We start from the raw sequence: 25,893 nt of genomic DNA on the forward strand, positions 1-25,893 counted from the left end.
GGGGTGGTGACACCCCTAAACTGGGCCCGTGACCGAGAACGCTCAGCAGCAGCCATCAGCGCCCATCACCGAACTGCCGACCCAGTACGCGCCGGCCGAGGTAGAGGGGAAGCTGTACGAGCGCTGGGTGGAGCGGGGTTACTTCACCGCTGACGCGAAGAGCGAGAAGCCTCCGTACACCATCGTCATCCCGCCGCCGAACGTCACCGGCTCCCTGCACCTGGGGCACGCCTTCCAGCACACGCTCATGGACGCCCTCACGCGCCGCAAGCGCATGCAGGGATACGAGGCGCTGTGGCTGCCGGGCATGGACCACGCCGGCATCGCCACCCAGAACAAGGTCGAGCAGCAGCTCGGCGAGGAGGGCAAGTCCCGCCACGACCTGGGCCGCGAGGAGTTCGTCGAGCGGGTCTGGCAGTGGAAGGAGGAGTACGGCGGCAAGATCCTCGGCCAGATGCGGCGCCTCGGTGACGGTGTCGACTGGAGCCGTGAGCGCTTCACCATGGACGAGGGGCTGTCCGAGGCCGTCCAGACCATCTTCAAGCGGATGTTCGACGACGAGCTGATCTACCGCGCCGAGCGGATCATCAACTGGTGTCCGCGCTGTCTGACGGCCATCTCGGACATCGAGGTCGAGTACCAGGAGGACGACGGCGAGCTGGTCTCGATCACGTACGGCGAAGGGGACGAGACGCTGGTCGTCGCGACCACCCGTGCCGAGACGATGCTCGGTGACACCGCCGTGGCCGTCCACCCCGACGACGAGCGCTACCGCCACCTCATCGGCAAGCGGATCAAGCTCCCGCTCACCGACCGCACCATCCCCGTCGTCGCCGACACGCACGTCGACCCCGAGTTCGGCACCGGCGCCGTCAAGGTCACCCCCGCCCACGACCCGAACGACTTCGCGATCGGCCAGCGCCACGGCCTGGAGTCGATCACGGTCATGGACGAGCGGGCGGTCATCACGGCCCACGGCCCCTTCGAGGGACTCGACCGCTACGAAGCCCGTTCCGCGATCGTGGGCGCACTGCGCTCGCAGGGCCGGATCGTCGCCGAGAAGCGCCCCTACGTCCACTCGGTGGGCCACTGCTCGCGGTGCCGCACGACCATCGAGCCGCGGCTGTCCATGCAGTGGTGGGTCAAGGTCGCCCCGCTGGCGCAGGCCGCCGGCGACGCGGTCCGCGACGGCCGGGTCGCCATCCATCCCGCCGACATGTCGAAGCGCTACTTCGACTGGGTCGACAACATGCACGACTGGTGCATCTCACGGCAGTTGTGGTGGGGCCACCGGATCCCCGTCTGGTACGGCCCGGACGGCGAAGTCGTCTGCGTCGGCCCGAACGAGGAGCCGCCGGGCACCGAGGCCGACGGCTGGACCCAGGACACGGACGTCCTGGACACCTGGTTCTCCTCCGGCCTGTGGCCGTTCTCCACGCTCGGCTGGCCCGAACAGACCCCGGACCTCGCGAAGTTCTACCCGACCGACGTCCTGCTCACCGGCCACGACATCATCTTCTTCTGGGTCGCCCGGATGATGATGTTCGGCCTGTACGCGATGGACGGCGAGGCCCCCTTCAAGACCATCGCCCTCACCGGTCTGGTCCGCGACGAGCGCGGCAAGAAGATGTCGAAGTCCTTCGGCAACGTGGTGGACCCGCTCGACTGGATGGACGCGTACGGCTCCGACGCCGTCCGCTTCACCCTCGCCCGCGGCGCCAACCCCGGTACGGACGTGCCGATCGGCGAGGACTGGGTCCAGGCGTCCCGGAACTTCGCCAACAAGATCTGGAACGCCACGCGCTTCGCGCTGATGAACGGCGCGACGGTCGAGGGCCCGCTTCCCGAGCCGGCGAAGCTGTCCGCCACCGACCGCTGGATCCTGTCCCGGCTGAACAAGACCGTCGCCGAAGTCGACGCGTTCTACGAGGACTTCCAGTTCGCCAAGCTCTCCGACGCCCTCTACCACTTCGCGTGGGACGAGGTCTTCGACTGGTACGTCGAGCTGTCCAAGACGACCTTCATGGCGGGCGGTGCGCCCGCGAAGGTGTCCGGGCGGGTCCTGGGCGAGGTCCTGGACGTCACGCTGCGGCTGCTCCACCCGATCGTGCCGTTCGTCACGGAGACGCTCTGGACCACCCTCACCGGGGGCGAGTCGGTCGTCGTCGCCGACTGGCCGAACGACAGCGGCTTCCGTGACGACGCCGCCGAGCGGGAGATCGAGACGCTTCAGCAGGTCATCACGGAGGTGCGCCGCTTCCGTGCCGACCAGGGGCTGCAGCCCGGGCAGCGGGTGCCGGCGCGGCTGGATCTCGGCGGGACGGCGCTGGCTCCGCACGAGGCCGCGATCCGGCAGCTGCTGCGGCTCCAGCCGGAGGGGGACGCGTTCACGGCCACCGCGACCCTGCCGGTCGCGGGGGCGCAGGTCGCTCTCGACCTCTCCGGCACGATCGATGTCGCCGCCGAGCGCAAGCGGCTCGCCAAGGATCTTGCCGCCGCCGAGAAGGAGAAGGCCCAGGCGAACGCCAAGCTCGGGAACGAGGCGTTTCTCGCCAAGGCGCCGGATCACGTCGTGGAGAAGATCCGTACGCGGCTCGCCAAGGCGGACGAGGACATCGCCCGTATCCGGACCCAGCTGGAGCGGCTCCCGGAGGCGTAACCGGCCGTTCCACCCGTGCAAGGCCCCCGGAGCCCGATCAGGCACCGGGGGCCTTGGTGTTTTTCGCCCCCTCCGCCCCTACCCGTCCCGTACCCGGGGCTCCGCCCCGGACCCCGCTCCTCAATCTCCGGAGGGGCTGGATTCAGCCCGTCCGGCGATTGAGGACGAGCGCGTCAGCGCGACAAGGGGGGCTGGGGGCGGAGCCCCCACGGAACGGAGAGTGCGCCCCCACGCGGGGTGGACCGGCGGCTCCGTAGACTGGCCCCGTGAGTGAGCTCCCCCCGCACGACAGCAGCAGCGAGCCCGACCCGCTGGACTCCTTCGACGAGATCGTCGCGAACGAGACCGAGCGCGACCCGGACCTCGCGGTGATCGAGGCCGGCAGCCGCACCCTGCGCACCCAGGGCAGCCTGCAGCAGGCCGACGTACCCGCGCGGCCGGCCGATCCGGAGACCGACAAGGCGCTGCGCGAGGTCGAGGCCGACCTCGCCACGCGCTGGGGCGAGACGAAGCTGGAGCCGTCCGTCAGCCGGATCAGCGCGCTGATGGACGTGCTGGGTGAGCCGCAGCGCGCGTACCCCTCCATCCACATCACGGGGACGAACGGCAAGACCTCCACCGCCCGGATGATCGAGGCGCTCCTCAGCGCCTTCGAGCTGCGCACCGGCCGGTACACGAGCCCGCACGTCCAGTCGATCACCGAGCGGATCAGCCTGGACGGCGCGCCGATCTCGGCCGAGCGCTTCATCGAGACGTACGGCGACATCAAGCCGTACGTCGAGATGGTCGACGCCCAGCAGGAGTACCGCCTCTCCTTCTTCGAGGTGCTCACGGGCATGGCGTACGCGGCCTTCGCGGACGCGCCGGTCGATGTGGCCGTCGTGGAGGTCGGCATGGGCGGCAGCTGGGACGCGACGAACGTGATCGACGCGGCCGTCGCCGTCGTGACGCCCATCGATCTCGACCACACGGACCGGCTCGGTGGGACGCCGGGCGAGATCGCCAAGGAGAAGGCCGGCATCATCAAGCAGGACGCCACCGTGATCCTGGCCCAGCAGCCGGTCGACGCGGCCCAGGTGCTGCTGAAGAAGGCCGTCGAGGTGGACGCCACGGTGGCCAGGGAAGGGCTGGAGTTCGGGGTCGTGGCCCGGCACATGGCCGTCGGCGGACAGCTGGTGACGCTGCGCGGCCTCGGCGGGGAGTACGAGGAGATCTTCCTCCCGCTGCACGGGGCGTACCAGGCGCACAACGCGGCCGTGGCGCTCGCCGCGGTCGAGGCGTTCTTCGGCGTCGGTGCCGCGCACTCGCAAGGGCTCGACATCGACACCGTTCGCAAGGCCTTCGCCGCGGTCACCGCACCGGGCCGCCTGGAGGTCGTACGCCGCTCGCCGACCGTCGTCCTGGACGCCGCGCACAACCCGGCGGGCGCCCGCGCCACCGCCGAGGCCGTCAGCGAGGTCTTCGACTTCAGCCGGCTGATCGGCGTGGTCGGCGCGAGCGGCGACAAGAACGTACGAGGGCTGCTCGAGGCCTTCGAGCCGATCCTCGCCGAGGTCGTGGTCACGCAGAACTCCAGTCATCGCGCGATGGACGCGGACGAGCTGGCCGGGATCGCCGTGGAGGTCTTCGGCGAGGACCGCGTCCAGGTCGAGCCGCGCCTCGACGACGCGCTGGAGGCCGCGATCACCCTCGCCGAGGAGGAGGGCGAGTTCGCCGGCGGCGGCGTCCTCGTGACCGGTTCCGTCATCACCGTCGGCGAGGCCCGACTGCTCCTGGGGAGGGGCTGACCCGTGCGTACGCTCTGTGCTTCGACCCTGATCGGTGAGGTCTTCCTGATCGGCTTCGCCGGTCTGGTCGCCATGAAGGACCCGGACCTGTCGATGGGCACGGTCTGGACGGTGAGCGGCATCGCCATGGCGCTGTGCGTGCTGTTCTGCGGGGTGATCACCCGGCCCGGCGGGGTCCAGCTCGGCTGGGCGCTGCAGATCGCGCTGATCGCGTCCGGCTTCATCGTGCCGACGATGTTCTTCATGGGGGCGATGTTCGCCGCCCTGTGGTGGGCCTCGGTCCACTACGGCCGGAAGATCGACGAGGCCAAGGCGCGGTTCGCCGCGCAGGCGCAGGCCCAGGCGGGAGCCGAGGCCGGGGGCAATCCGGCGTAAAAGGTGCAGGAGGGGCCCGGCGCGGCGGGGCTTCGGGGGCGGGAAGCCGTACCACCTGACGCTGCGTAACAGGCACCAGGACACGCCCTGTAGCCTCGGTTCCCCCGCAACCATGTGATCGAAGGAGCCACCACCGTGAGCCAGCGCACCCTCGTCCTGCTCAAGCCCGACGCCGTCCGTCGCGGCCTGACCGGCGAGATCATCAGCCGCATCGAGCGCAAGGCCGGCTGGCAGATCACCGCGCTGGAGCTGCGGACCCTGGACCAGGACACGCTGGAGCAGCACTACGGCGAGCACAAGGGCAAGCCCTTCTACGAGCCGCTGGTCGCGTTCATGGCCTCCGGCCCGGTGGTGGCGCTCGTCGTCGAGGGCGAGCGGGTCATCGAGGGCGTCCGGGCGCTGGCCGGTCCGACCGACCCGATCGCCGCGGCCCCCGGCTCCATCCGGGGGGACTTCGGTGTCATCGTCCGGGAGAACCTGATCCACGCCTCCGACTCCGAGGAGTCCGCGGAGCGCGAGCTGAAGATCTTCTTCCCCGGCCGGGCCTGACGCCGGTGCGGGGCCGGTCCGCTGCCGGAGCGGGGCCGGTCCGCTGCCGGAGCGGGGCCGGTCCGCTGCCTGTACGGCACCGGGCCCGAGGCCGGCATGGAGCCGGGCGCGCCGGTTTTGAGATCTTTGTCCGGTGCGAGTGCGTCCGTCGTGTGACAGTTTTCTGACAGGACGTCAGTCAAAGGGCCGTGCTGACCAGGGGCGGCCGGAGGATTTCTGCTGTCCGTCGGCATATGCGTGGCGATCGGGGGAACGCATGCCCCCGATGGCCCGTCTCCAGGAGCGAGGCGGCGCATCATCTGCTGACAATGGCGAAGACCCTCGCGCAGTGTTCGTGCAGGCGCGTCTACGATGGAAGCCTTCACGTCACAGCACCCACCTCGCCTCTCCTAATAAGCCGTCAAGCTCCACTTGGGAAGGCCAGACGAATCCTGATGGGGAACTCAATGTCGTTCATCGGCCGTGACATGGCTGTCGACCTCGGGACCGCCAACACGCTGGTGTACGTCAGGGGTCGCGGGATCGTACTCAACGAGCCGTCCGTCGTCGCGATCAACACCAACACCGGTGGCATCCTCGCGGTCGGCGCGGAAGCGAAGAAGATGATCGGGCGGACCCCTGGCAACATCGTTGCCGTGCGTCCGCTGAGGGACGGCGTCATCGCCGACTTCGAGATCACCGAGCGCATGCTCCGCTACTTCATTCTGAAGATCCACAAGCGGCGCTACCTCGCCCGTCCCCGTGTCGTCGTCTGTGTGCCCTCGGGCATCACGGGCGTCGAGCGCCGCGCCGTCATCGAGGCCTCGTCCCAGGCCGGCGCGCGCCAGGTGCACATCATCGAGGAGCCCATGGCCGCGGCCATCGGCTCCGGCCTGCCGGTCCACGAGGCCACGGGCAACATGGTGGTGGACATCGGCGGCGGCACCACGGAGGTCGCGGTCATCTCGCTCGGCGGCATCGTCACCGCCCAGTCCATCCGCGTCGCGGGCGACGAGCTGGACAACGCGATCATCCAGCACATCAAGAAGGAGTACTCCCTCCTTCTCGGTGAGCGGACGGCCGAGCAGATCAAGATCACGATCGGTTCGGCGTACGACCTCGACACTGACGAACACACCGAGATCCGCGGCCGTGACCTCGTCTCCGGCCTGCCGAAGACCGTCGTCATCTCCGCGGCCGAAGTGCGCAAGGCCATCGAAGAGCCGGTCAACGCGATCATCGATGCCGTGAAGACGACCCTCGACAAGTGCCCGCCCGAGCTGTCCGGTGACGTGATGGACCGCGGAATCGTTCTGACCGGCGGCGGCGCCCTGTTGCGAGGCCTCGACGAGCGGCTGCGCCGCGAGACCGGTATGCCGATCCATATCGCCGAGGACCCGCTGGACAGTGTGGCGCTCGGCGCCGGCAAATGCGTCGAGGAGTTCGAGGCGCTCCAGCAGGTTCTGGACGCCCAGCCGCGCAGATGAGGTAACTCTTCGATTCCGCCGTACGAGATGATCCCTTCTCGTACGGCGGATCGTTGATATCCAGGCATAAGCTCCCCATAACGCACCCGCGGTTCTCGTCCTTCGGGGCTTTCCCGGGTGAGTCATACACGAATTCCGACGAGGAAGGCACGGCCGCCGCACGTGAGGGACACACGAGAGAGCCGGCTGCTCCTGGTGCTGCTGATCGCCATCGCGTTCGCACTGATCACGGTGGACATCCGTGGCGGGGAGGACTCACCGGTCGACGGCGCCCGTCAGGGAGCCGCCACGGTCTTCGGCCCGATCGAGAACGGGGTGTCGTCCGCGGTCGACCCCGTCGGCAACGCGATCTCGGCGGTCCGCGACTCCGGTGACCGGCACGACCGCATCGCCCAGCTGGAGCACGACAACGCGGCGCTGAAGGCGAAGCTCGGCAGCGACGACCGCAACAACAGCCGCACCAAGCAGCTCGACAAGATGCTGAGGACGGCGGGCGACGGACAGTACGGCATCAAGGGCGCCCAGGTCATCGCCATAGGGGCCGCTCAGGGCTTCTCCTGGACCGTCACCATCGACGTCGGCGCGAACGACGGCATCAAGCGCGACATGACCGTCCTCAACGGCGACGGTCTCGTCGGACGCGTCACCACCGTCGGCCCCAACGCCGCCACGGTGCTCCTCGCCAACGACCCCGACTTCACGGTCGGCACCCGCATGGAGTCCACCGACGAACTCGGCTTCGCCTCCGGCCAGGGCGACCGCCCGCTGCGCGTCCAGCTCCTCAACGGCAAGGCCAAGGTGGCCAAGGGCGACCGCATGGTCACCTTCGGCTCGCAGGCCGACCGGCCGTTCGTGCCCGGCGTCCCGGTCGGGGTGATCTCCCGCGTCGACCCGTCCGGCGGCGACCTGACCCGCACGGTCTACGTCAGGCCGTTCGTCTCGTTCACGAAGCTCGACATCGTCGGCGTCGTCGTCGAGGCCCCGCGCAAGGACCCGCGCGACGAGGTGCTGCCCCCGAAACCCAAGCCCACCCCCACGCCGACGGTGACCGTCACGGTCACCCCCTCGGCGAACACGCCCGTCGACGGCCAGCAGCAGTAGGAGCCGAGTCCCATGCGTTTCAACCGGATGCTGCTCGCCACCACCCTGGTGGTCGTCGCCCTGGTCCTCCAGGTGAGCGTCCTCGCCCGGCTGCACCTGCCGGGCGCCGTCCCCGACCTGATGCTCCTCACCGTGCTCGCCCTCGCGATGGTCTACGGCCATGTCAGCGGCGCCCTCATCGGCTTCGGCGCGGGCCTGCTCGCCGACCTCGCCCCACCCGCCGACCACGCCGCCGGACGCTACGCCCTCGTGCTGTGCGTCATCGGCTACCTCGCCGGACTGGTGAAGCCGGACAACGGCCAGCTCAAGTCCGCGACCGGCCCGATGGCCGTGGTCGTCGCCGCCGCCATCGGCTCGACCCTGCTCTACGCGGGAGTGGGCGCCCTCGTCGGCGACACCGCCGCCCGCCACGTGGGCCTCGGCAGCCTGCTGTTCACGGCCGCCCTCTACGACCTGCTGTTGGCGCCCTTCGTAGTCCCGGGCCTGATGGCCCTGGCCAGGCGCGCCGACAACGACCCGCTGGCCGAGACCAACCCCAGTGCCGCGGACGTCTCCGCCGGCTGGCTCTCGTCCGGCACCGGTCTGCGCATCGGCAGCCAGCGCGGCGGACTCAGAGTCAAGGCCGCCAAGGCGCGCGTCGCCCGCGCGGGACGCATCAAGGGGGTCAAGCGACTGTGAACACCGCGAGACAGCGTGAGCAGGAGCCGGTCGGATCCAGGCAGGTGGCCGGCCTCGCGGTCCACGCGCACAGGTCGGCCGTGTACTCGTACTACCCGTACACACACTGAGAGGGGGAGGCAGCCGCAGTGACCATTGCCCACCCGTCGCCCACCACCACCCTTCCAACGGATGGGCTCCGCCCATGACGAACATTCCCGAGACCGGCCGGACCCCACGGGTCCAGATCCGCCTCGTCGTCATCCAGATTCTTGTGCTCTCCCTCCTCGGAACCCTCGGCGGCCGGCTCTGGTACCTCCAGATCCGCAACGGCGACGAGTACGCCAAGGAAGCCTCCGGCAACCATGTGCAGCAGGTCGTGCAGCCCGCCGTACGCGGCTCGATCCTGGACGCGCGCGGAGTGCCGATCGCCGACAACGAGACCCGCCTCGTCGTCTCCGCCTCCCGCACCGACCTGCTGAAGATGAAGGACGACGGCAAGGGCGTCCTCACCAAGCTCGCCGGCGTCCTCGGCATGAAGCCCCAGGACGTGGTCGAGAAGGTCCGGCTGTGCGACGCCAAGACCCCCCAGCCCTGCTGGAACGGCTCGCCCTACCAGCCGATCCCCATCACCGACGAGGCGACGCCCCGGCAGGCCCTGCAGATCCGCGAGCGCTCCGAGGACTTCCCCGGCATCACCGCCGAGCCGGAGGCCGTGCGCCGCTACGCCGCCCCGGGCCAGGCCAACACCGCCCAGGTGCTCGGCTATCTCTCGCCCGTCACGGACGAGGAGATCACCAAGGCCAAGGACACCGACTCGCCGTACCTCCGCTCCGACCAGGTCGGCCGCAGCGGTCTGGAGCGCCAGTACGACAAGCAGCTGCGCGGCAAGGCGGGCGTCACCCGCTACGAGGTCGACAACCTCGGCCGCGTCATCGGCAAGGCCAAGAGCGACAAGGCCGAGTCCGGCGACAACCTCGTCACCAGCATCGACTCCCGCGTCCAGCGCATCACCGAGTACGAGCTGAACGAGGCGATGAAGAAGGCCCGCGAGCAGTTCGACAAGATCACCGGCGAGAACTACAAGGCGGACTCCGGTGCCGCGGTCGTCATGGAGGCCAAGACCGGCCGCATCGTCGCCATGGCCTCCAGCCCGACGTACGACCCGAACGCCTGGGTCGGCGGCATCTCCGGCAAGGACTACGCCCAGCTCACCGGCAAGAAGTCCAACTACCCGCTGCTGAACCGGGCCATACAGGGTCAGTCCGCGCCCGGTTCGACCTTCAAGGTGGTCTCCACGGCCGCCGCGGTCGAGGCCGGCTACGAGTGGGACGGTGGCTACCCCTGCACCAGCTCCTACTCGGTCGGCGGCCAGGTCTTCAAGAACTTCGAGGGCGAGAGCTTCGGCCCCATCTCCCTCGGCCGCGCCCTGGAAGTCTCCTGCGACACCGTCTTCTACGGCCTCGCCGACAGGGAGTGGAAGAAGGACGGCGGCATCAACCCGAAGAAGGGCCAGCCCAAGGACTACTTCTACAAGGCCGCCCACCAGTTCGGCCTCGGCAAGCAGACCGGCGTCGACCTCCCCAACGAGGTCACCGGCCGCGTCCCCGACCGCCAGTGGAAGCTCGACTACTGGAAGGCCAACAAGGTCGCCTGGTGCAAGTCCGGCAAGAAGGACGGTAGTTACGTCGAGAAGATCGCGTACGAGAACTGCCTCGAAGGCAACAAGATGCGCGAGGGCGACTCGATCAACTACTCCATCGGCCAGGGCGACACCCTCGTCACCCCGATCCAGCAGGCCGTGATCTACGGCGCGATCGCCAACGGCGGCACCATGCACACGCCGACCATCGGCAAGGCGATCATCAGCGCCGACGGCAAGACCGTCAAGGAGATCAAGCCGCAGACCAGCGGCAAGCTGCCGGTCAACCAGGCGACGATCAAGGGCATGGACAAGGCCCTCGCGGGCGTCGTCACCAGCGGCACCGCCGCCTGGAAGTTCCAGGGCTGGCCGCAGGACAAGATCGAGCTGCACGCCAAGACCGGAACCGCCGAGGTCTACGGCAAGCAGACGACGTCCTGGCTCGCCACGTACAGCAAGGACTACACGGTCATCATGACCATCTCCCAGGCAGGTACGGGATCCGGCGCCTCCGGTGAGGCCGTGCGCAACATCTACAGCGCCCTGTACGGCGTCCAGGGCGACGGCTCGATCGACAACAAGAAGGCCCTGCTGCCCACCCCGGAGAAGAGCCTGCCGAAGATCCAGCCGGACGGCTCGATCGACGCCCCGGAGATCTCCAAGGACCCGGCCAAGGACCTGCAGGCCAGCCAGAAGGACGAGCAGGGCGCCACCGGCCAGGACCAGCCGGCCGGCACCACCGCCCCGCCCGACCCCACCAACCGCGACACCCGCAGGCGAACCGCCCGCCCCAAGAAGCGCCGGAGGTTGCTCACATGACCGGCGCGAACAACTTCTCCGTCTCCGGCTACGGGCCCGAGCGCGCCGGCTGGACGCGCCTGTTCGCCCGCGACTCGCTGGCCCGCCGCCTCGACTGGCCGATACTGCTCTCGGCGATCGCCCTCTCGCTGATCGGCACGGCCCTCGTCTACTCGGCGACCCGCAACCGCACCGAGATCAACCAGGGCGACCCGTACTACTTCCTGATCCGGCACCTGATGAACACCGGCATCGGATTCGCCCTGATGATCGGCACGGTCTGGCTCGGCCACCGCACCCTGCGCACCGCCGTGCCGATCCTCTACGGCATCTCGGTCTTCCTGATCCTCATGGTGCTCACCCCGCTGGGCGCCACGGTCAACGGCGCCCACGCCTGGATCGTGATCGGCGGCGGCTTCTCGCTCCAGCCCTCGGAGTTCGTGAAGATCACGATCATCCTGGGCATGGCGATGCTGCTCGCCGCGCGCGTCGACGCCGGCGACAAGCCCTACCCCGACCACCGCACGGTCCTGCAGGCCCTCGGCCTGGCCGCCGTACCGATAATGATCGTCCTGCTCATGCCCGACCTCGGCTCGGTCATGGTCATGGTCATCATCGTGCTCGGAGTGCTGCTCGCCTCCGGCTCCTCCAACCGCTGGGTCTTCGGGCTGATCGCGGCGGGTGCGCTCGGCGCGATCGCGGTCTGGCAGCTGCACATCCTCGACGAGTACCAGATCAACCGCTTCGCCGCCTTCGCCAACCCGGAGCTCGACCCGGCGGGCGTCGGCTACAACACCAACCAGGCGCGCATCGCCATCGGATCCGGCGGCCTCTTCGGCACCGGCCTCGGCCAGGGCTCGCAGACCACCGGCCAGTTCGTCCCCGAACAGCAGACGGACTTCGTCTTCACCGTCGCGGGCGAGGAACTCGGCTTCGTCGGCGCCGGACTGATCCTGGTCCTGCTCGGCGTCATCCTGTGGCGCGCCTGCCGCATCGCCCGCGAGACGACCGAGCTGTACGGCACGATCGTCGCCGCCGGCATCATCGCCTGGTTCGCCTTCCAGTCGTTCGAGAACGTCGGCATGACGCTCGGCATCATGCCGGTCGCCGGGCTGCCCCTGCCCTTCGTCTCGTACGGCGGCTCGTCGATGTTCGCCGTCTGGGTCGCGGTCGGACTGCTCCAGTCGATCCGGGTGCAGCGGCCGATGTCCGCCTGAGGTGCGATCGGGGCCGGGAGCGGACTGCCCCCGGCCCCGATTCGCGTCTAGATTCAATTCATGGCGGACATCAAGCGCGAGATCGAGCGGAAGTACGAGGGCCCGACGACCGGAGGCGGTACGGGCCTGCCGGATCTGACGAAAGTCTCCGGAGTCACCGGCGTCATCGGCAAGGGCGTCAGCGAGCTCGACGCCACCTACTACGACACGGCCGACCAGCTGCTGGCCGCCGCCTCCATCACCCTGCGCCGCCGCACCGGCGGCGCGGACGCGGGCTGGCATCTGAAACTGCCCGTCTCGGAGGGCGTACGCGACGAGATCCACGCCCCGCTCTCCGACACCGTGCCGCACGCCCTCACCTCCCTGGTGCGCTCCCGGCTGCGCGACGCCGAACTGCTCCCCGTCGTCCGGCTGCGGTCCTCCCGCGACGTCCACCACCTCGTGGACGACTCCGGCGCGCTGCTCGCCGAGGCCAGCGTCGACCGGGTGCGCGCCGAACGGCTCAGCGACGGCAAGGGCAGCGCCCAGTGGACCGAGATCGAGGTGGAGCTCGCCGACGACGGGGACCCCGCCTTCCTCGACAAGGTCGAGAAGAAGCTCCTCAAGGCCGGCCTGCACCGGTCCGCCTCGCCCTCCAAACTCGCCCGGGCCCTGGCGGAGACCGGAGCGGCGGCGCCCGCCCGGACCCCGGCACCCGGCAAGCCCCCGGCCACCGCGGGGGACCACGTCCTCGCCTACGTACGGGCCCAGCGCGACGCCCTCGTCGAGCTGGACCCCGCCGTCCGCCGCGATCTGCCCGACGCCGTGCACCGGATGCGGGTCGCCACCCGCCGCCTGCGCAACGTCCTGCGCTCCTACGACGGCGTCCTGGACCGCACCGTCACCGACCCGCTCCGTGACGAGCTGAAGTGGCTGGCGGGAGAGCTCGCCGGGGAACGCGACCAGGAGGTCATCACCCGGCGGCTGACGGCAAGTCTGGACGACCTTCCCAAGGCCCTGCGCTCCGGCCCCGTACGCAACCGGCTGCGCACCTGGTCGCAGGCGCGCCACTCCGGCTCCCGGCGCAGCCTGATCGAGGTGCTCGACGGCCGGCGCTACCTCTATCTGCTGGCCGCCCTCGACGCGCTGGTCTCCGACCCGCCCCTGCGCAAGGCGGCCGGCAAGAAGCCCGCGAAGGTGATGCGCAAGGCGGTGCGCAAGGACTTCGAGAAGCTGAAGGACCTGGTCGCCGAGGCCCGCGGCCTGCCGCCGGGGGAGGAGCGCGACCTCGCCACGCACGAGGCCCGCAAGAAGGCCAAGCGCACGCGGTACGCCGCCGAGGCCGCCGTACCCGCTCTGGGCAAGCCCGCACAGTCCGTGGCCAAGTCGACGAAGACCCTGCAGAAGCTGCTCGGCGACCACCAGGACAGCGTGATGGCCCGTGACGCCCTGCGGGACCTCGCGGACAAGGCGCAGGCGGCCGGCGAGAGCTCGTTCACGTACGGGCTGCTGTACGGCCGAGAGGAGCGGCAGGCGGCGGCCGACGAGAGCGCGCTGGCCAAGGCGTGGAAGAAGGCCGAACGCAAGGCCGCGTTCTAGGTCTGTCCGGTGGATCTTGCGGTCCCGTCGCCGTGGTGATTTGGTGCCGGGTGCCTGCTCCCCGCCGGCACGGTGCCCGGAAACGGGGCGCGATCCATCGCATGATCCGCCGGACAGGCACTGGAGCGTGCGAGGCGGCCCTCCGGCCGCGTTACGCTGAATGGTCACCCCTGTCAGCTCATCGAAGGTCGCGACATGCCTGCCGAAGCCGCTGTGTCGGTGTTCCCGCAGCTCGAAGCTCTGCTCCCGCATGTGCAGAAGCCGATCCAGTACGTCGGAGGCGAGCTCAACTCCACCGTCAAGCCCTGGGACGCCTGCGACGTCCGCTGGGCGCTCATGTACCCGGACGCGTACGAGGTCGGGCTGCCCAACCAGGGCGTCATGATCCTCTACGAGGTACTGAACGAGCGGGAGGCCGTCCTCGCCGAGCGCACGTACAGCGTGTGGCCGGACCTCGAGGAGCTGATGCGGGAGCACAAGGTCCCGCAGTTCACGGTGGACAGCCACCGGCCGGTGCGCGCGTTCGACGTGTTCGGGCTCAGCTTCTCGACAGAGCTGGGCTACACGAACATGCTGACGGCGCTTGACCTGGCGGGCATCCCGCTGGAGTCCAAGGACCGCACGCTCGACGACCCGATCGTCCTCGCCGGCGGCCACGCGGCCTTCAACCCCGAGCCGATCGCCGACTTCATCGACGCGGCGATCATCGGCGACGGCGAGCAGGCCGTGCTCGACATGACGGACATCATCCGCGCCTGGAAGGCGGAGGGCCGCCCCGGAGGCCGCGAAGAGGTCCTGTTCCGTCTCGCGAAGACGGGATCGGTGTACGTCCCGGCGTTCTACGACGTCGAGTACCTCGCCGACGGCCGTATCGCGCGTGTCGTACCGAACAAGTCGGGCGTCCCGTGGCGGGTCAGCAAGCACACGGTCATGGACCTCGACGAGTGGCCCTACCCCAAGCAGCCCCTCGTCCCGCTCGCGGAGACGGTTCACGAGCGCATGTCGGTGGAGATCTTCCGCGGCTGCACGCGCGGCTGCCGCTTCTGCCAGGCGGGCATGATCACCCGCCCGGTGCGCGAGCGCTCCATCACCGGCATCGGTGACATGGTCGAGAAGGGCCTGAAGGCGACGGGCTTCGAGGAGGTGGGCCTCCTCTCGCTCTCCTCCGCGGACCACTCGGAGATCGGTGACATCGCGAAGGGCCTGGCGGACCGGTACGAAGAGGACAAGATCGGCCTCTCCCTCCCCTCCACCCGCGTCGACGCCTTCAACGTCGACCTGGCGAACGAACTGACGCGCAACGGCCGCCGCTCCGGCCTGACCTTCGCCCCCGAGGGCGGCTCCGAGCGCATGCGCAAGGTCATCAACAAGATGGTCTCGGAAGAGGACCTGATCCGCACGGTCTCCACCGCCTACGGCAACGGCTGGCGCCAGGTGAAGCTGTACTTCATGTGCGGCCTGCCGACGGAGACCGACGAGGACGTCCTGCAGATCGCCGACATGGCGATGAACGTCATCGCCGAGGGCCGCAAGGCCTCCGGCCAGAACGACATCCGCTGCACGGTGTCGATCGGCGGCTTCGTCCCCAAGCCGCACACCCCCTTCCAGTGGGCCCCGCAGCTCTCCGCCGAGGAGACGGACGCCCGCCTCACGAAGCTCCGCGACAAGATCCGCGGCGACAAGAAGTACGGCCGCTCCATCGGCTTCCGCTACCACGACGGCAAGCCCGGCATCGTCGAGGGCCTGCTCTCCCGCGGCGACCGCCGTATCGGCTCGGTCATCCGCGCCGTCTACGAGGACGGCGGCCGCTTCGACGGCTGGCGCGAGCACTTCTCGTACGACCGCTGGATGGCCTGCGCCGAGAAGACCCTGCCCGCCTTCGGCGTGGACGTCGACTGGTACACCACGCGCGAGCGCACCTACGAGGAGGTCCTCCCCTGGGACCACCTCGACTCGGGCCTCGACAAGGACTGGCTCTGGGAGGACTGGCAGGACTCCCTCGACGAGACAGAGGTCGAGGACTGCCGGTGGACGCCTTGCTTCGACTGCGGGGTGTGCCCGCAGATGGACACGTCCATCCAAATCGGCCCTACGGGGAAGAAGTTGCTGCCGTTGACGGTCAAGGGCGGTGCGGGCAGCGGACACGAGCACTGAGGTGAGCGAGGCTTTACGGCGCATCGCAGATGCCCTGGAGGAGTCCAGCGAGGATGAGCTGGCCGCCGTTCTGAGTCTGGTGGGTGTCTCAGACCGCCGTCAGCCACCCGTGCAGAGCACGTTCAGAACGCCTCTGCCCTCAGCTGGGGGCTCTGCAAGCATCCAGGCGGAGGTGGAGTGAGTCTGAGGGGCGATGAAGCTCTTAGCGGCGATCTGGCGCACCAATAGGGCACGGATCGCTTGCACCAAAGCGGCTCCAGCCCAAAGCTGCTTTCCCGATGAGCGAGGCGGACCTCTTGCACTGGAGAACGCTGTTCGATGAGCCTGACGTTCACCGGGGTTCGAGAGCGGCGAGGGAGCGGATGGGCCGCTGGAGCGGATCCGGGAGCCCGTGCCGGGCGTGAGAAGATCGCGGCTGTGACCATCAAGCTTCATGACTTCGGCAGCGAACACTCGCTGACGTTGGATGTCGGTGCCCTGGCCGCTGACGTGGCGGTAGCCGAGGCGGGGCACGAATCGAACGGGTACTTCTGGGAAGGTCTCGTGCGGTTTGCCTGGCCAGATATTGCCGAGCCGCTCGACTTCGACAGCGAGGCCGGCATGTTCTGCGCTATCGGGATTCCGAGTGACCTCGCGCAACTCAAGACGGCCCTTGAGTCAGTCATCGCGAGCCCCGATGCGGTCTGCGACATCATCGCCCGGGCGGAGACTTCGGGCTTCGAGTTCGACGACTAGGGCCTGTCTCCCAGGAAGGCTATGGGCGCCATTTCTGGTGGTAGGCGGGGTGTTCGGCGTATGACTGGGCAAGGACGCGAATCGCGTATGCCAGGCCGGCCGAGCGGGGATCCGAGGGCTCCATGGCCTTGTAGTCGCGCGCCAGTTGCTCGGTCAGGTCGAGCATGGGGAGATGGCTGTCGAGAAGAGCCTCGCCGCCCAGGGTGTCGGCCACGTAGGCATAGGCGTGGTTGTCGTCCATGATGCGTGCGACGAGGAACCTCACAAGATCGTCCATGTGGCCATCGTCGCGGGCAAGGCGCTTCGACGGTCAAGCGGCTGTTCAGATGAGGATGGCGGTGAGGTGGAGTGCGGCTTGGTGGGCGATGGCAAGCTTGTCCGTTCGCATGGCCAGGCTGCGCCACTGCTTGAGTCGGTTGATGCACCGCTCGACGGCGTTGCGCTGCCTATACGCCTCGGCGTCGAAAGCTGGTGGGCGACCGCCGACGCGGCCTCGCCGCAGACGGTGCCCGACTTGGTGGGACGGCTGGGGGATGACAGCGCGGATCCCCCGTCGGCGGAGGTGATTCCGGATCGCGCGGGATGAATACGCGCGGTCCGCCAGGACGGTCTCCGGCCGTGTCCTTGGTCTTCCGGGTCCGCTTCGCGGAACACGGATGCCGGCCATGACGGTCTCGAAGGCCGGGGCGTCGCCCGACTGGCCTGCGGTTACGTGAAGGGTCAGGGGCCGTGCGTTCGTGCGGGTGGCATGGGGTGGGAGTTCGAGTGGCTGCTCGGCGTGCGCGTTTCGTTTCGGTCGGTGTCGCGGGTGCGGTACTGGCCGGTCTGCTGTCGACGATGTCGGTCGTCTCGCCGCAACAAGCAGTCGCGGCCGCCGACGACCCAACTCCCATCGTCCTGTCGCAATCGCTGGGGTCCGTCCCAGCGCAGCCGGCGGAAGAAGTCGGCAAGGCGCTGCCTGCACCAGACTGGCCGAGCGCCGCTGAGGCGACGGTGGATCTCTCCAAGGCGGCACCAGGCGACGCAGGCAAGGTCACACCCGCCCCATCTGCCCCCGCAACTGGGGACGCCAGCCAGGTCGGCGACGTGGTCCAGGTGGCCCCGGCCCCGGAGGCGGAAGGCGCCACGCCTCAATTGGCCTCGGCGCGCCTCGCTGACGAGGAAACCCCCGCACCGGGCCCCAGCACCACGGACGTTACCGCATTCAACAATTCATATACCGGCAGGCCATGAATCAAAATCTTGCGCTTGAGCAGAATGGGCTGACAGGTCGGTGGGAGGTGCCCACTGCAGCGCAGGCTGCGCGGGCTCGAAGCGTTCTGGGTAGTCTCCTGATCACCAATATTCGAGTGAGGATTGTTCCCTGATGGATGTAAATAAGGTCCTGGTTCGAGCGTTCGTAAGTGTCATCGTGTCAATTGATTTGACGGATGATGACGATATCGATCCTGACATCGCCACGGATATTATCGAACCTGCCGCCGCCCTCTTCGGTGATCTATCGGGAGAAAAGCGTCAGGAAGTGGTTTCCTTGATTCTTGAATGTGCCGAACTGGAGGATAACGCTGAGCGTAGGAATGCTATTCTTGCGCTACCGGAGGCTATCGGCCTTCTTCGCGAAGCCTGATCAGGTGCTGTACCTGGATCGGAGTGAATAGGCGTCAAGTCCGGGCGATCGCGGGTGCTGGTGTTGGGCTGGGCGTCTCGATCTCGGCGATGCCGCCAACGATCGTGACCCTGATCTTCCCGGCAGTGGTCGTCAGATCGATGGAGTCGTTCTTCGAGATCAGGTTCTTTTTCGTACCTGAGACGCCAGCCGGTGCTGACATCCGAGAGGCGCCGTACGAAGCGGTGGGGCTTCCGGAAGGGGAGTACGTCGAACTCCGGCACACGGCCGTTGAGCCGCTCTGGTGCCGCGAGTGCCCGAAGACCGGCGCGGTGCTGTCCTTGCTCTACCCGCACGGCCCGTCCTCGGGAGACGAGCTTCCCGCTCGCCTGCACGGCAAACTGCGCCGAAAGGCCCAGTCGCCATCGGCGTATATCCGATGACATTGAGTGTCATCACTAGGATGAGCGACATGGGTCGATGGATGCCGGACGCAGCGGGCCGACTGTCGCGGGCCGCGCTCGAGCTGTACGAGGAGCGCGGCTTCGACGACACCACGGTCGCCGAGATCGCCGAACGGGCCGGTCTGACGAAGCGGACGTTCTTCCGTCACTTCCCCGACAAGCGCGAGGTGCTGTTCCCGCTCTCGGCCCGGATTCACCAGGTGATCGTCGACGCCATGGCCGCCGCGCCGGCCGACCTCTCGCCGCTCGCCGTCGTCCTGGAGGGGTACGGCGCCGCGGTGGACATGGTGAACAAGGGGCACGCGCACGCCCGGCGCCGCCGAGCCGTCATCGTGGCCAACCCGGAGCTTCGGGAACGAGAGCTGACCAAGTTCGCCGCGACCAGTGCGGCCGTGACCGAGGCGTTGTGCGAGCGCGGTGTCGCGCCGCGGGCCGCCTTCCTGACCGCCGCGGCGGGTGCCGCCGCATGGAGGGCCGCGCGCGAATGCTGGATCGAGGGTCCGGAGGCACAGGACCTGCACGCCCTGCTGCGTGAATCCGTGGAGGAGCTCAGGGCCGCGGTCGCGGCCCCGCTCGCGCCGTAGGCCACACCCGCAGCCACACCCACGCCCACAGCCACACCCACAGCCACACCCACAACTCTCCTTGCCACTCCCGCACCCATGACACCTGGTGTCATCACTGTTACGATGACACCCGGTGTCATCACATGCCATGGGTTCGACCGAGAGGGTGCATCGCGTATGTCGGAAACGTTCGACGAGGCAACCACGCTCAAGCGACGAACCTTCGTCGCGGCGTCGACAGCGGTGGCCGGTCTACCCCTGCTGACCTCGGATCGCCTGCCCGCATCCGAATCCGCACCCGCGCCGGCCGACCGGCTCGCCACCGTCCGTCTGACAGTCAACGGCGAGCAGCGCACCGCCCAGGTCGACAACCGCACCTCACTCCTCGACCTCCTCCGCGAGCACCTGGACCTCCCCGGCACGAAGAAGGGCTGCGACCAGGGCGCCTGCGGAGCCTGCACGGTGCTCGTGGACGACCGGAGGGTGAACGCCTGTCTCACCCTCGCCGTGATGCACCAGGGCGCGCGCGTCACCACGATCGAGGGGCTCGCCCGGGGTGAGCAACTGCACCCGCTGCAACAGGCGTTCATCGAACACGACGGCCTTCAGTGCGGCTACTGCACGCCGGGGCAGGTCATGTCGGGCGTCGCCTGTATCGCCGAGGGTCACACCGGCTCCCGGGAGGAGATCCGCGAGTGGATGAGCGGCAACCTGTGCCGGTGCGGGGCGTACACGAACATCGTCTCCGCCATCGAGCAGACGGCCAAGGAGGCGTGACCGCGTGCATCCCTTCGCCTTCAGTCGAGCCTCCACCGTCACCGCCGCACTCAACGCCGGTGCCCGAGACGGCCGTTACATCGCCGGCGGGACCACTCTGGTCGACCTGATGCGGGAGACCGTCGAGCGCCCCGCGCACGTGGTCGACATCAACGGGCTGCCGTACAAGGACATCACCGTCACCCACCAAGGACTGCACGTCGGTTCCCTGGTCCGGATGAGTGAGCTCGCCGCGCATCCGGAGGTGCGGGACACGTACCCCCTCCTCTCGCAGGCTCTCGAACTCGGCGCCTCGGCTCAGCTGCGCAACATGGCCTCCATCGGGGGCAACATCATGCAGCGGCCCCGCTGTCCGTACTTCCGGGACGTCCACTCCGCGTGCAACCGCCGTGACCCGGGCTCGGGTTGCGATGCCCGGCACGGTGACAACCGTATGCAGGCGATCCTGGGGACGAGCACCCACTGCGTGGCAACTCACCCCTCCGACCTGGCGGTTGCGCTGGTGGCGCTGGACGCCGTAGTCCATGTACGGGGGCTCGACGGCTCCCGCTCCATCCCCGTCCAGGACTTCTTCCTCCGCCCCGGGGACACACCCCAGAACGAGCACTCGCTCCGGCCGGGCGAACTCATCACCTCCCTGACCGTCCCGGCGGGAGCGCACACGCGCCGCTCGGGTTATCTGAAGGTCCGCGACAGGCAGTCGTACGAGTTCGCCCTCGCGTCCGCGGCGGTGGCGCTGGACATCAGGGGCGGCGTGGTGCGGGGCGCCAGGGTGGCCGTCGGCGGTGTGGCGACCGTGCCGTGGCGGTTGCCCAAGGTGGAGGAGGCGCTCGTCGGCAAACGGCCGGGGCGCCGGACGTGGACGGATGCCGCGGCCCTCGCGGCCGAGGGCGCCGTACCGCTCTCCGAGAACGCCTTCAAGGTGCGGCTGGTCGAACGGACCGTGCGCCGCCAGCTCATGACGATCGGAGGACAGTGATGGCGACGACCGTCGTCGGGCAGCCGCTCTCCCGCGTCGACGCCCGCCGCAAGGTGACCGGCGCGGCCACCTACTCGGCCGAGCACCGCGTCGAAGGCCTGTTGTACGGCGTGATCGTCAACGGCACAGTGGCCCGCGGCACGGTGAGCCGGATCTCGGTGGACGCGGCGCTCGGCCACCCGGGCGTCCTGCGCGTCCTGACCGACTTCGGCGGGCTGCGGCTGGCCCACCCGGTCGATCGACTCGCCTTCTACGGCCAGCCCATCGCGGTCGTCGTCGCGGAGACGCTGGAGGCGGCGACCCATGGCGCCTCGCTGGTCGAGGCGACGTACGAACGGCAGGACGCGGTAACCGACTTCGACGCCCCGGACATCCCCTCGCAGACACCCGCCGACGAGCCCGACTACAGCCGGGGCGACCCGGCGGGCGCGCTGGCTTCGGCGCAGGTGAAGGTGGACCTGGAACTCACCAGCGCCCGGGAGAACCACAACCCCATCGAACTGCCCTCGACCATCGCCCGGTGGCAGGACGGACGGCTGACGCTCTGGGACAAGACCCAGTGGTCACAGGGCGCCGCGCGCACGGTGGCCGGTGCGCTCGGCATCGCCGTCGGTGACGTACGCGTGCACAACGAGTTCGTGGGCGGAGGGTTCGGCAGCGGAATCCAGACCTACGACCACGTCATCCTGGCCGCGTTCGCCGCGCGCGAGGTCGGCAGGCCCGTCAAAGTGGTTCTGACCAGGCGTCAGTTCTATTACGGCACCGGGTTCCGGCCGGCCAGCCGGCATCGGATGGCCCTCGGCAGCAGTACGGCCGGGCGCGTCAGCGCTCTCGTCTACGAGGTCCGTATCGAGAACGCGCGCTACCAGACCTACACGGACGGCCTGACCGACCTGCCGCAGTTCCTCTACGGCGTCCCCAACACCCGTACCGCCTACCGGGTCGCGCCCGTCGACGTCCAGTCCCCGTGCTCCATGCGAGGCCCGGGCGTGGTGCTCGGCAACTTCGCCCTGGAAACCGCGATGGACCAGCTCGCGCACGAACTTGCCGTGGATCCCGTCGAGCTGCGGCTGCGCAACGAGCCGACCCGGGACGAGGTCACACAACTGCCCTTCTCTACCCGTAAATTGCGCGAGTGCTATGAGACCGGCGCCCGCCGCTTCGGCTGGTCCCGGAGGCACGCCAAGCCTGGTTCGCGCACGGACGGAGACCTGCTCATCGGTATGGGGATGGCCACCGCGAGCTATCACAACAACCGACGCGCCTCCAGCGCACGGGCCCGGATGCACGCCGACGGCACCGCCGAAGTCTTCGCGGCCTCCGCGGACATGGGCCCCGGCACCACCACCTCGGTCATGCAGGTTGCCGCGGACGCCCTGGGGCTGCCCGCCTCGGCGGTCACCTTCAGGCTGGGCGACTCCAGCTACCCCACCGCGCCCCTGCACGCGGCGGCCACCACCATGGCGAGCGTGGGCTCGGCCGCGCACACCACCTGCAACGCGCTGAAGGCGGAGTTCATCCGCAGGGCGGTGGCGGACCCCGACTCGCCTCTCCACGGCGCGAATCCGGCGGATGTGCACGCCCGCGGCGGCTACCTGTCGGCCGCCGACGGAGGGGCCCGGGACAGCTACCGGGATATCCTGCGCCGCGCCGGTCTGCCCAGCCTCGAAATCACCGGCAACTGGGGTCCGGGCGACGCCGATTCAAGGATCTCCACCTACGGCTACGGAGCCGTCTTCGCCGAAGTCTCCGTCGATCCCCTGCTGGGCCTCGTCCGCGTACGGCGGATCTTCGTGGCGTACGACGTAGGTCGGGTGATCAGCCCCAAACTCGCCCACAGCCAGGCCATCGGCGGCATGGTCGGCGGCATCGGAATGGCCCTCCTCGAAGGCACCGTCACCGACCATCGCGACGGCCGCATCGTCAACGCGAGCCTCGCCGACTATCTGGTGCCGGTGAACGCGGACGTCCCCGAACTCGACGCCGCCTTCATCAACACCGAGGACCCGCAGGCCGACCCGATCGGTGTGAAGGGACTCGGTGAGATCACCATCGTCGGGGTGGCGCCCGCCATCGGCAACGCGGTGTTCAACGCGACGGGCAAACGCCTGACGGACCTGCCGATCCGCCCCGAGGCACTGCTTTGACCTACCAGGATGACCTCTGACGCTGCGACGCGAGCGGTCCTCAGAAGGGCCGCCTCTCGCGCACGAGTTCCGCAGTACATAAGCGGTCAGGCGCCCGGCAGTGTGGCTGCTTCCGCTACATGCCCGGCAGCGAGGCTGCGACGTGGTGGGGGTCCTGCCAGCGCTTGTGGATCCACAGCTTTTCGCCGTTCAGTGCGACGGGTGCCCAGGTCCCGGAGAGCGAGAGGGGTGTGTCTTTGGGCAGTCGTGCCGTCAGTGCTGACGGGCGCATTCCGGCGAAGCGGTTGTAGGCGAGTACCACCAGGGACCGGTCGGTACGCAGCACTAGTCGGCGGCTCGTCAGTGCGGTGACGGCGAGAGCCCCGATGATTCCTCCGATGGCGCCACCGACCAGACCGAGTTGGTCGCCGAGCGTGAAGCGGGCAAGGACCATTCCGGCCACCACGACGATGACGCGGGCCTGCGGGGGAATGCCACCTTGGGCGAAATAGACGCGGCGCACCGCTTCGCCCGGCTCCAGCAGCTTCCGCGACCGTTCGATCGCCTTCTCTCTCAGCCCGTCGGACACCATGCCCCACCCCTCCAGTTGGCCCGTATGCGTATAGGTCAGCGGAACTATAGGCGCAGCAAGTATCAGCAAACGGCCCGACCTGCGCCAGTTTCAGTCCGGGCCGGGTCCTACCTGGGCTCCGATGCCGTGCGTGATCCGTACCCTTCATGATCGAGAGACCGGTCAGCTGCTCACTTAGGTGGTAAACGTGGGACGGATAGGGGTGGTTGTGCCGGTTGCGCTGGTCGTTTTGACGGGGTGCAGCGGTGCGGCAGGGGCCAAGGATCATGCGGTATCGACCAAGGGCCCCGCATCGGTGGGCCCCTTGGTGGTCCGGGGCGGGGCACCCGGCAGTGCTTCCGGGGGTGGTTCCGGGAGCGAACAGCCTCTCGCCGCGCCGCAACTCCCGGATGCGCAGAGGACCTTCGTCTCCTCGGGCGCACAGGCCGGGTCCCGTAGGTTCTCGGAGATCGCCAGGATTGATCCGGGGACTCTGGAGGTCGCGGTGGTCTGCTCGGGCTCCGGCAGTGTCGACGTGAAGGTCGGCTCGTTCGTGGGCTACACCGTCGTATGCCGGAATGGTGACCCTGAGCAGTACAACGAAGCCGCTCTCAAGGAGGAGCACAAGAAGGTGGCCGTATCGGTCACTTCCCGGACGACAGGCTCCTGGGGCCTCTCGGTGGGATGGACCAAGGTCGTCCGGCCGCACCATTCGACTCATTTGGGTTGAGGGTCCGTACGGCCTTCAGGCGCTTGCGGTCGGCGGGTCAGGCCGGCTGCCGGGAGGACACGACTTGGCGTCGGCCCTGTAGGGGCGCATCCGGAGGGGGTGGTCAGGCGTCTACCTCGGTATGGATCTGGAGAAGCGGTCTGAGGGGCAGGCGGTTGAGCGGGGGGCTCCGGGGGCCGAGGGGTGCCTTGCCGTCGCGATTCGCGTGCCGGTGCGCATCGTGGTGCTCGTGCTGGTGGTGCCGGTGCGGATGGTGTGGGACGCGCTGGTCGTCGGCGGGCGGTTCCTGCGGGACACGGTGCTGCGGCCGGTGGGGCGGGCGCTGGCCTGGGTGGCGTGGGCGGTGTTCGTCTGGCCGTTGCTGATGGTGTGGCGGTACGTCGTCGTGCCGGTCGGCAAGGCGCTCGGGTGGCTCGGGCACGTGCTGCTCGTCGTACCCCTGGTGTGGCTGTACCGGCGGGTGCTGACGCCCCTCGGGCGCGCGATCGCCTGGGTGGCGCGGGGGATCGGTGCCGGCCTCGCCCGGATCCTCGCCGGTATAGGTCTCGGGCTCGCCTGGCTGTACACGCGGCTGCTCACACCCCTCGGGCACGGGATCGCCTGGCTGGTCAGGGGGATCGGCGTGGTGCTCATGGCCCTCGGAGCCGGGGTGTACACGGCCGTCGCCTGGCTGGGGCGGTATCTGATCGTCGTACCGGCGAGGTGGCTGTACACCTGGGTCATCGCGCCCGTGGGCCGGGGAATCGCATGGGTGGCCAGGGGAATCGCCCGGCTCGTGGAGCTGATCCTCACCGGCATCGGGCTCGCGCTCTACTGGACCCTCCGCATCCTGTTCGTGCTCCCCGCGCTCGCCCTGTGGCGCTGGATCCTCGCGCCGGTCGGCCGGGTCCTCGCGGTCATCGGCCGGGAGATCGGCGACGCCCTAGGGCACGCGTGGCGCATCGCCGGGTACATCTCGCTGACCGTCGGACGGTTCCTCGGGCGACTCTTCCGGTGGATCTTCGTGGAGCCGGTGCGCTGGGCCTACCGGGCCGTGCTCACGCCGGTCGGGCACGTGATCCGGGACGCGGTCCTGAAGCCCGCGGCCGAGGCCGCGCGCAGTGTGGGACGGGTGAGCAGGCAGGCGCTCGGCGCGGCCCGGGAGTCCGCCCGGCAGGCCCGCGCCGACTTCCGCCGGATGCTCTTCGGCGCCCGCCCGGAACCTCGCCTCGAACCCCGCCTCGAACCTCGTCCGGAACCCCGCCTGAAACCTCGTCCGGAACCCCTTCCGGTTGCCCGGCGGGAACCAGGAAGCGGGGAAACACGTACTCTAGGTAGCAGTACGACCGCTCTCACGAAGGACTGAACGACACTGGG

General features: G+C 69.0%; 21 protein-coding genes and 2 pseudogenes. 19 read left to right on the forward strand and 4 right to left on the reverse strand.

The window, feature by feature from the left end; genetic code table 11:
* Positions 1–28 precede the first annotated feature (28 nt).
* From ACFVYF_RS15485 to ACFVYF_RS15540, 12 genes are all read left to right on the forward strand, one after another.
* The gene (locus ACFVYF_RS15485; RefSeq protein WP_389455715.1) at positions 29–2,659 is read left to right on the forward strand and encodes a valine--tRNA ligase; all 2,631 of its coding nucleotides are present in this window, start codon (positions 29–31) and stop codon (positions 2,657–2,659) included.
* Between the two features lie 266 nt (positions 2,660–2,925).
* Positions 2,926–4,446, forward strand: coding sequence for a bifunctional folylpolyglutamate synthase/dihydrofolate synthase (locus ACFVYF_RS15490; protein ID WP_389455716.1), 1,521 nt, complete (start codon positions 2,926–2,928; stop codon positions 4,444–4,446).
* A 3-nt stretch (positions 4,447–4,449) separates the two neighbouring features.
* On the forward strand, positions 4,450–4,821 hold the full coding sequence (locus ACFVYF_RS15495; protein ID WP_389455717.1) for a DUF4233 domain-containing protein: 372 nt from the start codon (positions 4,450–4,452) through the stop codon (positions 4,819–4,821).
* 135 nt (positions 4,822–4,956) lie between these two features.
* Entirely contained in the window at positions 4,957–5,370 is a 414-nt protein-coding gene (gene ndk, locus ACFVYF_RS15500; RefSeq protein WP_190035313.1) for a nucleoside-diphosphate kinase, read from the forward strand.
* 446 nt (positions 5,371–5,816) lie between these two features.
* Positions 5,817–6,836, forward strand: coding sequence for a rod shape-determining protein (locus ACFVYF_RS15505; protein WP_389455816.1), 1,020 nt, complete (start codon positions 5,817–5,819; stop codon positions 6,834–6,836).
* A 162-nt stretch (positions 6,837–6,998) separates the two neighbouring features.
* Positions 6,999–7,937: a rod shape-determining protein MreC gene (gene mreC / locus ACFVYF_RS15510; RefSeq protein WP_389455718.1), complete on the forward strand. Its 939-nt coding sequence runs from the start codon at positions 6,999–7,001 to the stop codon at positions 7,935–7,937.
* 12 nt (positions 7,938–7,949) lie between these two features.
* The gene (gene mreD, locus ACFVYF_RS15515) at positions 7,950–8,615 is read left to right on the forward strand and encodes a rod shape-determining protein MreD (RefSeq protein ID WP_389455719.1); all 666 of its coding nucleotides are present in this window, start codon (positions 7,950–7,952) and stop codon (positions 8,613–8,615) included.
* A 184-nt stretch (positions 8,616–8,799) separates the two neighbouring features.
* Positions 8,800–11,055, forward strand: coding sequence for a penicillin-binding protein 2 (gene mrdA / locus ACFVYF_RS15520; protein WP_389455720.1), 2,256 nt, complete (start codon positions 8,800–8,802; stop codon positions 11,053–11,055).
* Positions 11,052–12,251 carry a rod shape-determining protein RodA gene (gene rodA / locus ACFVYF_RS15525; RefSeq protein ID WP_389455721.1) on the forward strand — a complete coding sequence of 400 codons (1,200 nt, stop codon included), beginning with the start codon at positions 11,052–11,054 and terminating at the stop codon, positions 12,249–12,251. The genes mrdA and rodA overlap by 4 nt, the downstream gene beginning before the upstream one ends.
* Positions 12,252–12,311: 60 nt before the next feature.
* On the forward strand, positions 12,312–13,829 hold the full coding sequence (locus ACFVYF_RS15530) for a CHAD domain-containing protein (protein WP_389455722.1): 1,518 nt from the start codon (positions 12,312–12,314) through the stop codon (positions 13,827–13,829).
* Between the two features lie 195 nt (positions 13,830–14,024).
* Positions 14,025–15,983, forward strand: a complete 1,959-nt coding sequence (locus tag ACFVYF_RS15535; RefSeq protein WP_389455723.1) for a TIGR03960 family B12-binding radical SAM protein — start codon at positions 14,025–14,027, stop codon at positions 15,981–15,983.
* Positions 15,984–16,400: 417 nt separating this feature from the next.
* On the forward strand, positions 16,401–16,718 hold the full coding sequence (locus ACFVYF_RS15540) for an Imm51 family immunity protein (protein WP_389455724.1): 318 nt from the start codon (positions 16,401–16,403) through the stop codon (positions 16,716–16,718).
* 19 nt (positions 16,719–16,737) lie between these two features.
* On the opposite strand, the gene ACFVYF_RS15545 is transcribed toward ACFVYF_RS15540, so the two are convergent.
* Together ACFVYF_RS15545 and ACFVYF_RS15550 are read right to left on the reverse strand one after the other, a co-directional pair.
* On the reverse strand, positions 16,738–16,995 hold the full coding sequence (locus tag ACFVYF_RS15545; protein ID WP_389455725.1) for a DUF6221 family protein: 258 nt from the start codon (positions 16,993–16,995) through the stop codon (positions 16,738–16,740).
* A gap of 45 nt (positions 16,996–17,040) precedes the next feature.
* A pseudogene (locus ACFVYF_RS15550) lies at positions 17,041–17,451 on the reverse strand (transposase); the annotation flags it as partial.
* 32 nt (positions 17,452–17,483) lie between these two features.
* Between ACFVYF_RS15550 and ACFVYF_RS15555 the strand changes: the two are divergent.
* Positions 17,484–17,951 (forward strand): hypothetical protein, encoded by a 468-nt coding sequence (locus ACFVYF_RS15555; protein ID WP_389455819.1) that lies wholly within the window; start codon positions 17,484–17,486, stop codon positions 17,949–17,951.
* A 133-nt stretch (positions 17,952–18,084) separates the two neighbouring features.
* The gene (locus ACFVYF_RS15560; RefSeq protein ID WP_389455726.1) at positions 18,085–18,345 is read left to right on the forward strand and encodes a hypothetical protein; all 261 of its coding nucleotides are present in this window, start codon (positions 18,085–18,087) and stop codon (positions 18,343–18,345) included.
* Positions 18,346–18,421: 76 nt separating this feature from the next.
* Here ACFVYF_RS15560 and ACFVYF_RS15565 read toward each other — a convergent pair.
* Positions 18,422–18,680 (reverse strand): annotated as a pseudogene (locus ACFVYF_RS15565) (hypothetical protein); the annotation flags it as partial.
* A gap of 116 nt (positions 18,681–18,796) precedes the next feature.
* Between ACFVYF_RS15565 and ACFVYF_RS15570 the strand changes: the two are divergent.
* From ACFVYF_RS15570 to ACFVYF_RS15585, 4 genes are all read left to right on the forward strand, one after another.
* Positions 18,797–19,372 (forward strand): TetR/AcrR family transcriptional regulator, encoded by a 576-nt coding sequence (locus tag ACFVYF_RS15570; RefSeq protein WP_389455727.1) that lies wholly within the window; start codon positions 18,797–18,799, stop codon positions 19,370–19,372.
* 159 nt (positions 19,373–19,531) lie between these two features.
* Entirely contained in the window at positions 19,532–20,131 is a 600-nt protein-coding gene (locus ACFVYF_RS15575) for a (2Fe-2S)-binding protein (RefSeq protein WP_389455728.1), read from the forward strand.
* A 4-nt stretch (positions 20,132–20,135) separates the two neighbouring features.
* A complete protein-coding gene (locus tag ACFVYF_RS15580) occupies positions 20,136–21,110 on the forward strand; it encodes an FAD binding domain-containing protein (RefSeq protein WP_389455729.1) in 975 nt (324 codons plus the stop codon).
* Positions 21,110–23,257 carry a xanthine dehydrogenase family protein molybdopterin-binding subunit gene (locus ACFVYF_RS15585; protein WP_389455730.1) on the forward strand — a complete coding sequence of 716 codons (2,148 nt, stop codon included), beginning with the start codon at positions 21,110–21,112 and terminating at the stop codon, positions 23,255–23,257. The genes ACFVYF_RS15580 and ACFVYF_RS15585 overlap by 1 nt, the downstream gene beginning before the upstream one ends.
* Before the next feature lie 115 nt (positions 23,258–23,372).
* On the opposite strand, the gene ACFVYF_RS15590 is transcribed toward ACFVYF_RS15585, so the two are convergent.
* Positions 23,373–23,828 (reverse strand): hypothetical protein, encoded by a 456-nt coding sequence (locus ACFVYF_RS15590; protein ID WP_389455731.1) that lies wholly within the window; start codon positions 23,826–23,828, stop codon positions 23,373–23,375.
* Positions 23,829–24,658: 830 nt separating this feature from the next.
* Between ACFVYF_RS15590 and ACFVYF_RS15595 the strand changes: the two genes are divergently transcribed.
* Positions 24,659–25,882, forward strand: coding sequence for a hypothetical protein (locus ACFVYF_RS15595; protein ID WP_389455732.1), 1,224 nt, complete (start codon positions 24,659–24,661; stop codon positions 25,880–25,882).
* Positions 25,883–25,893 lie beyond the last annotated feature (11 nt).

Origin of the sequence: Streptomyces sp. NPDC058274 (assembly GCF_042881375.1) — a bacterium.
In the GTDB taxonomy this organism is placed as follows: Bacteria; Actinomycetota; Actinomycetes; order Streptomycetales; family Streptomycetaceae; genus Streptomyces.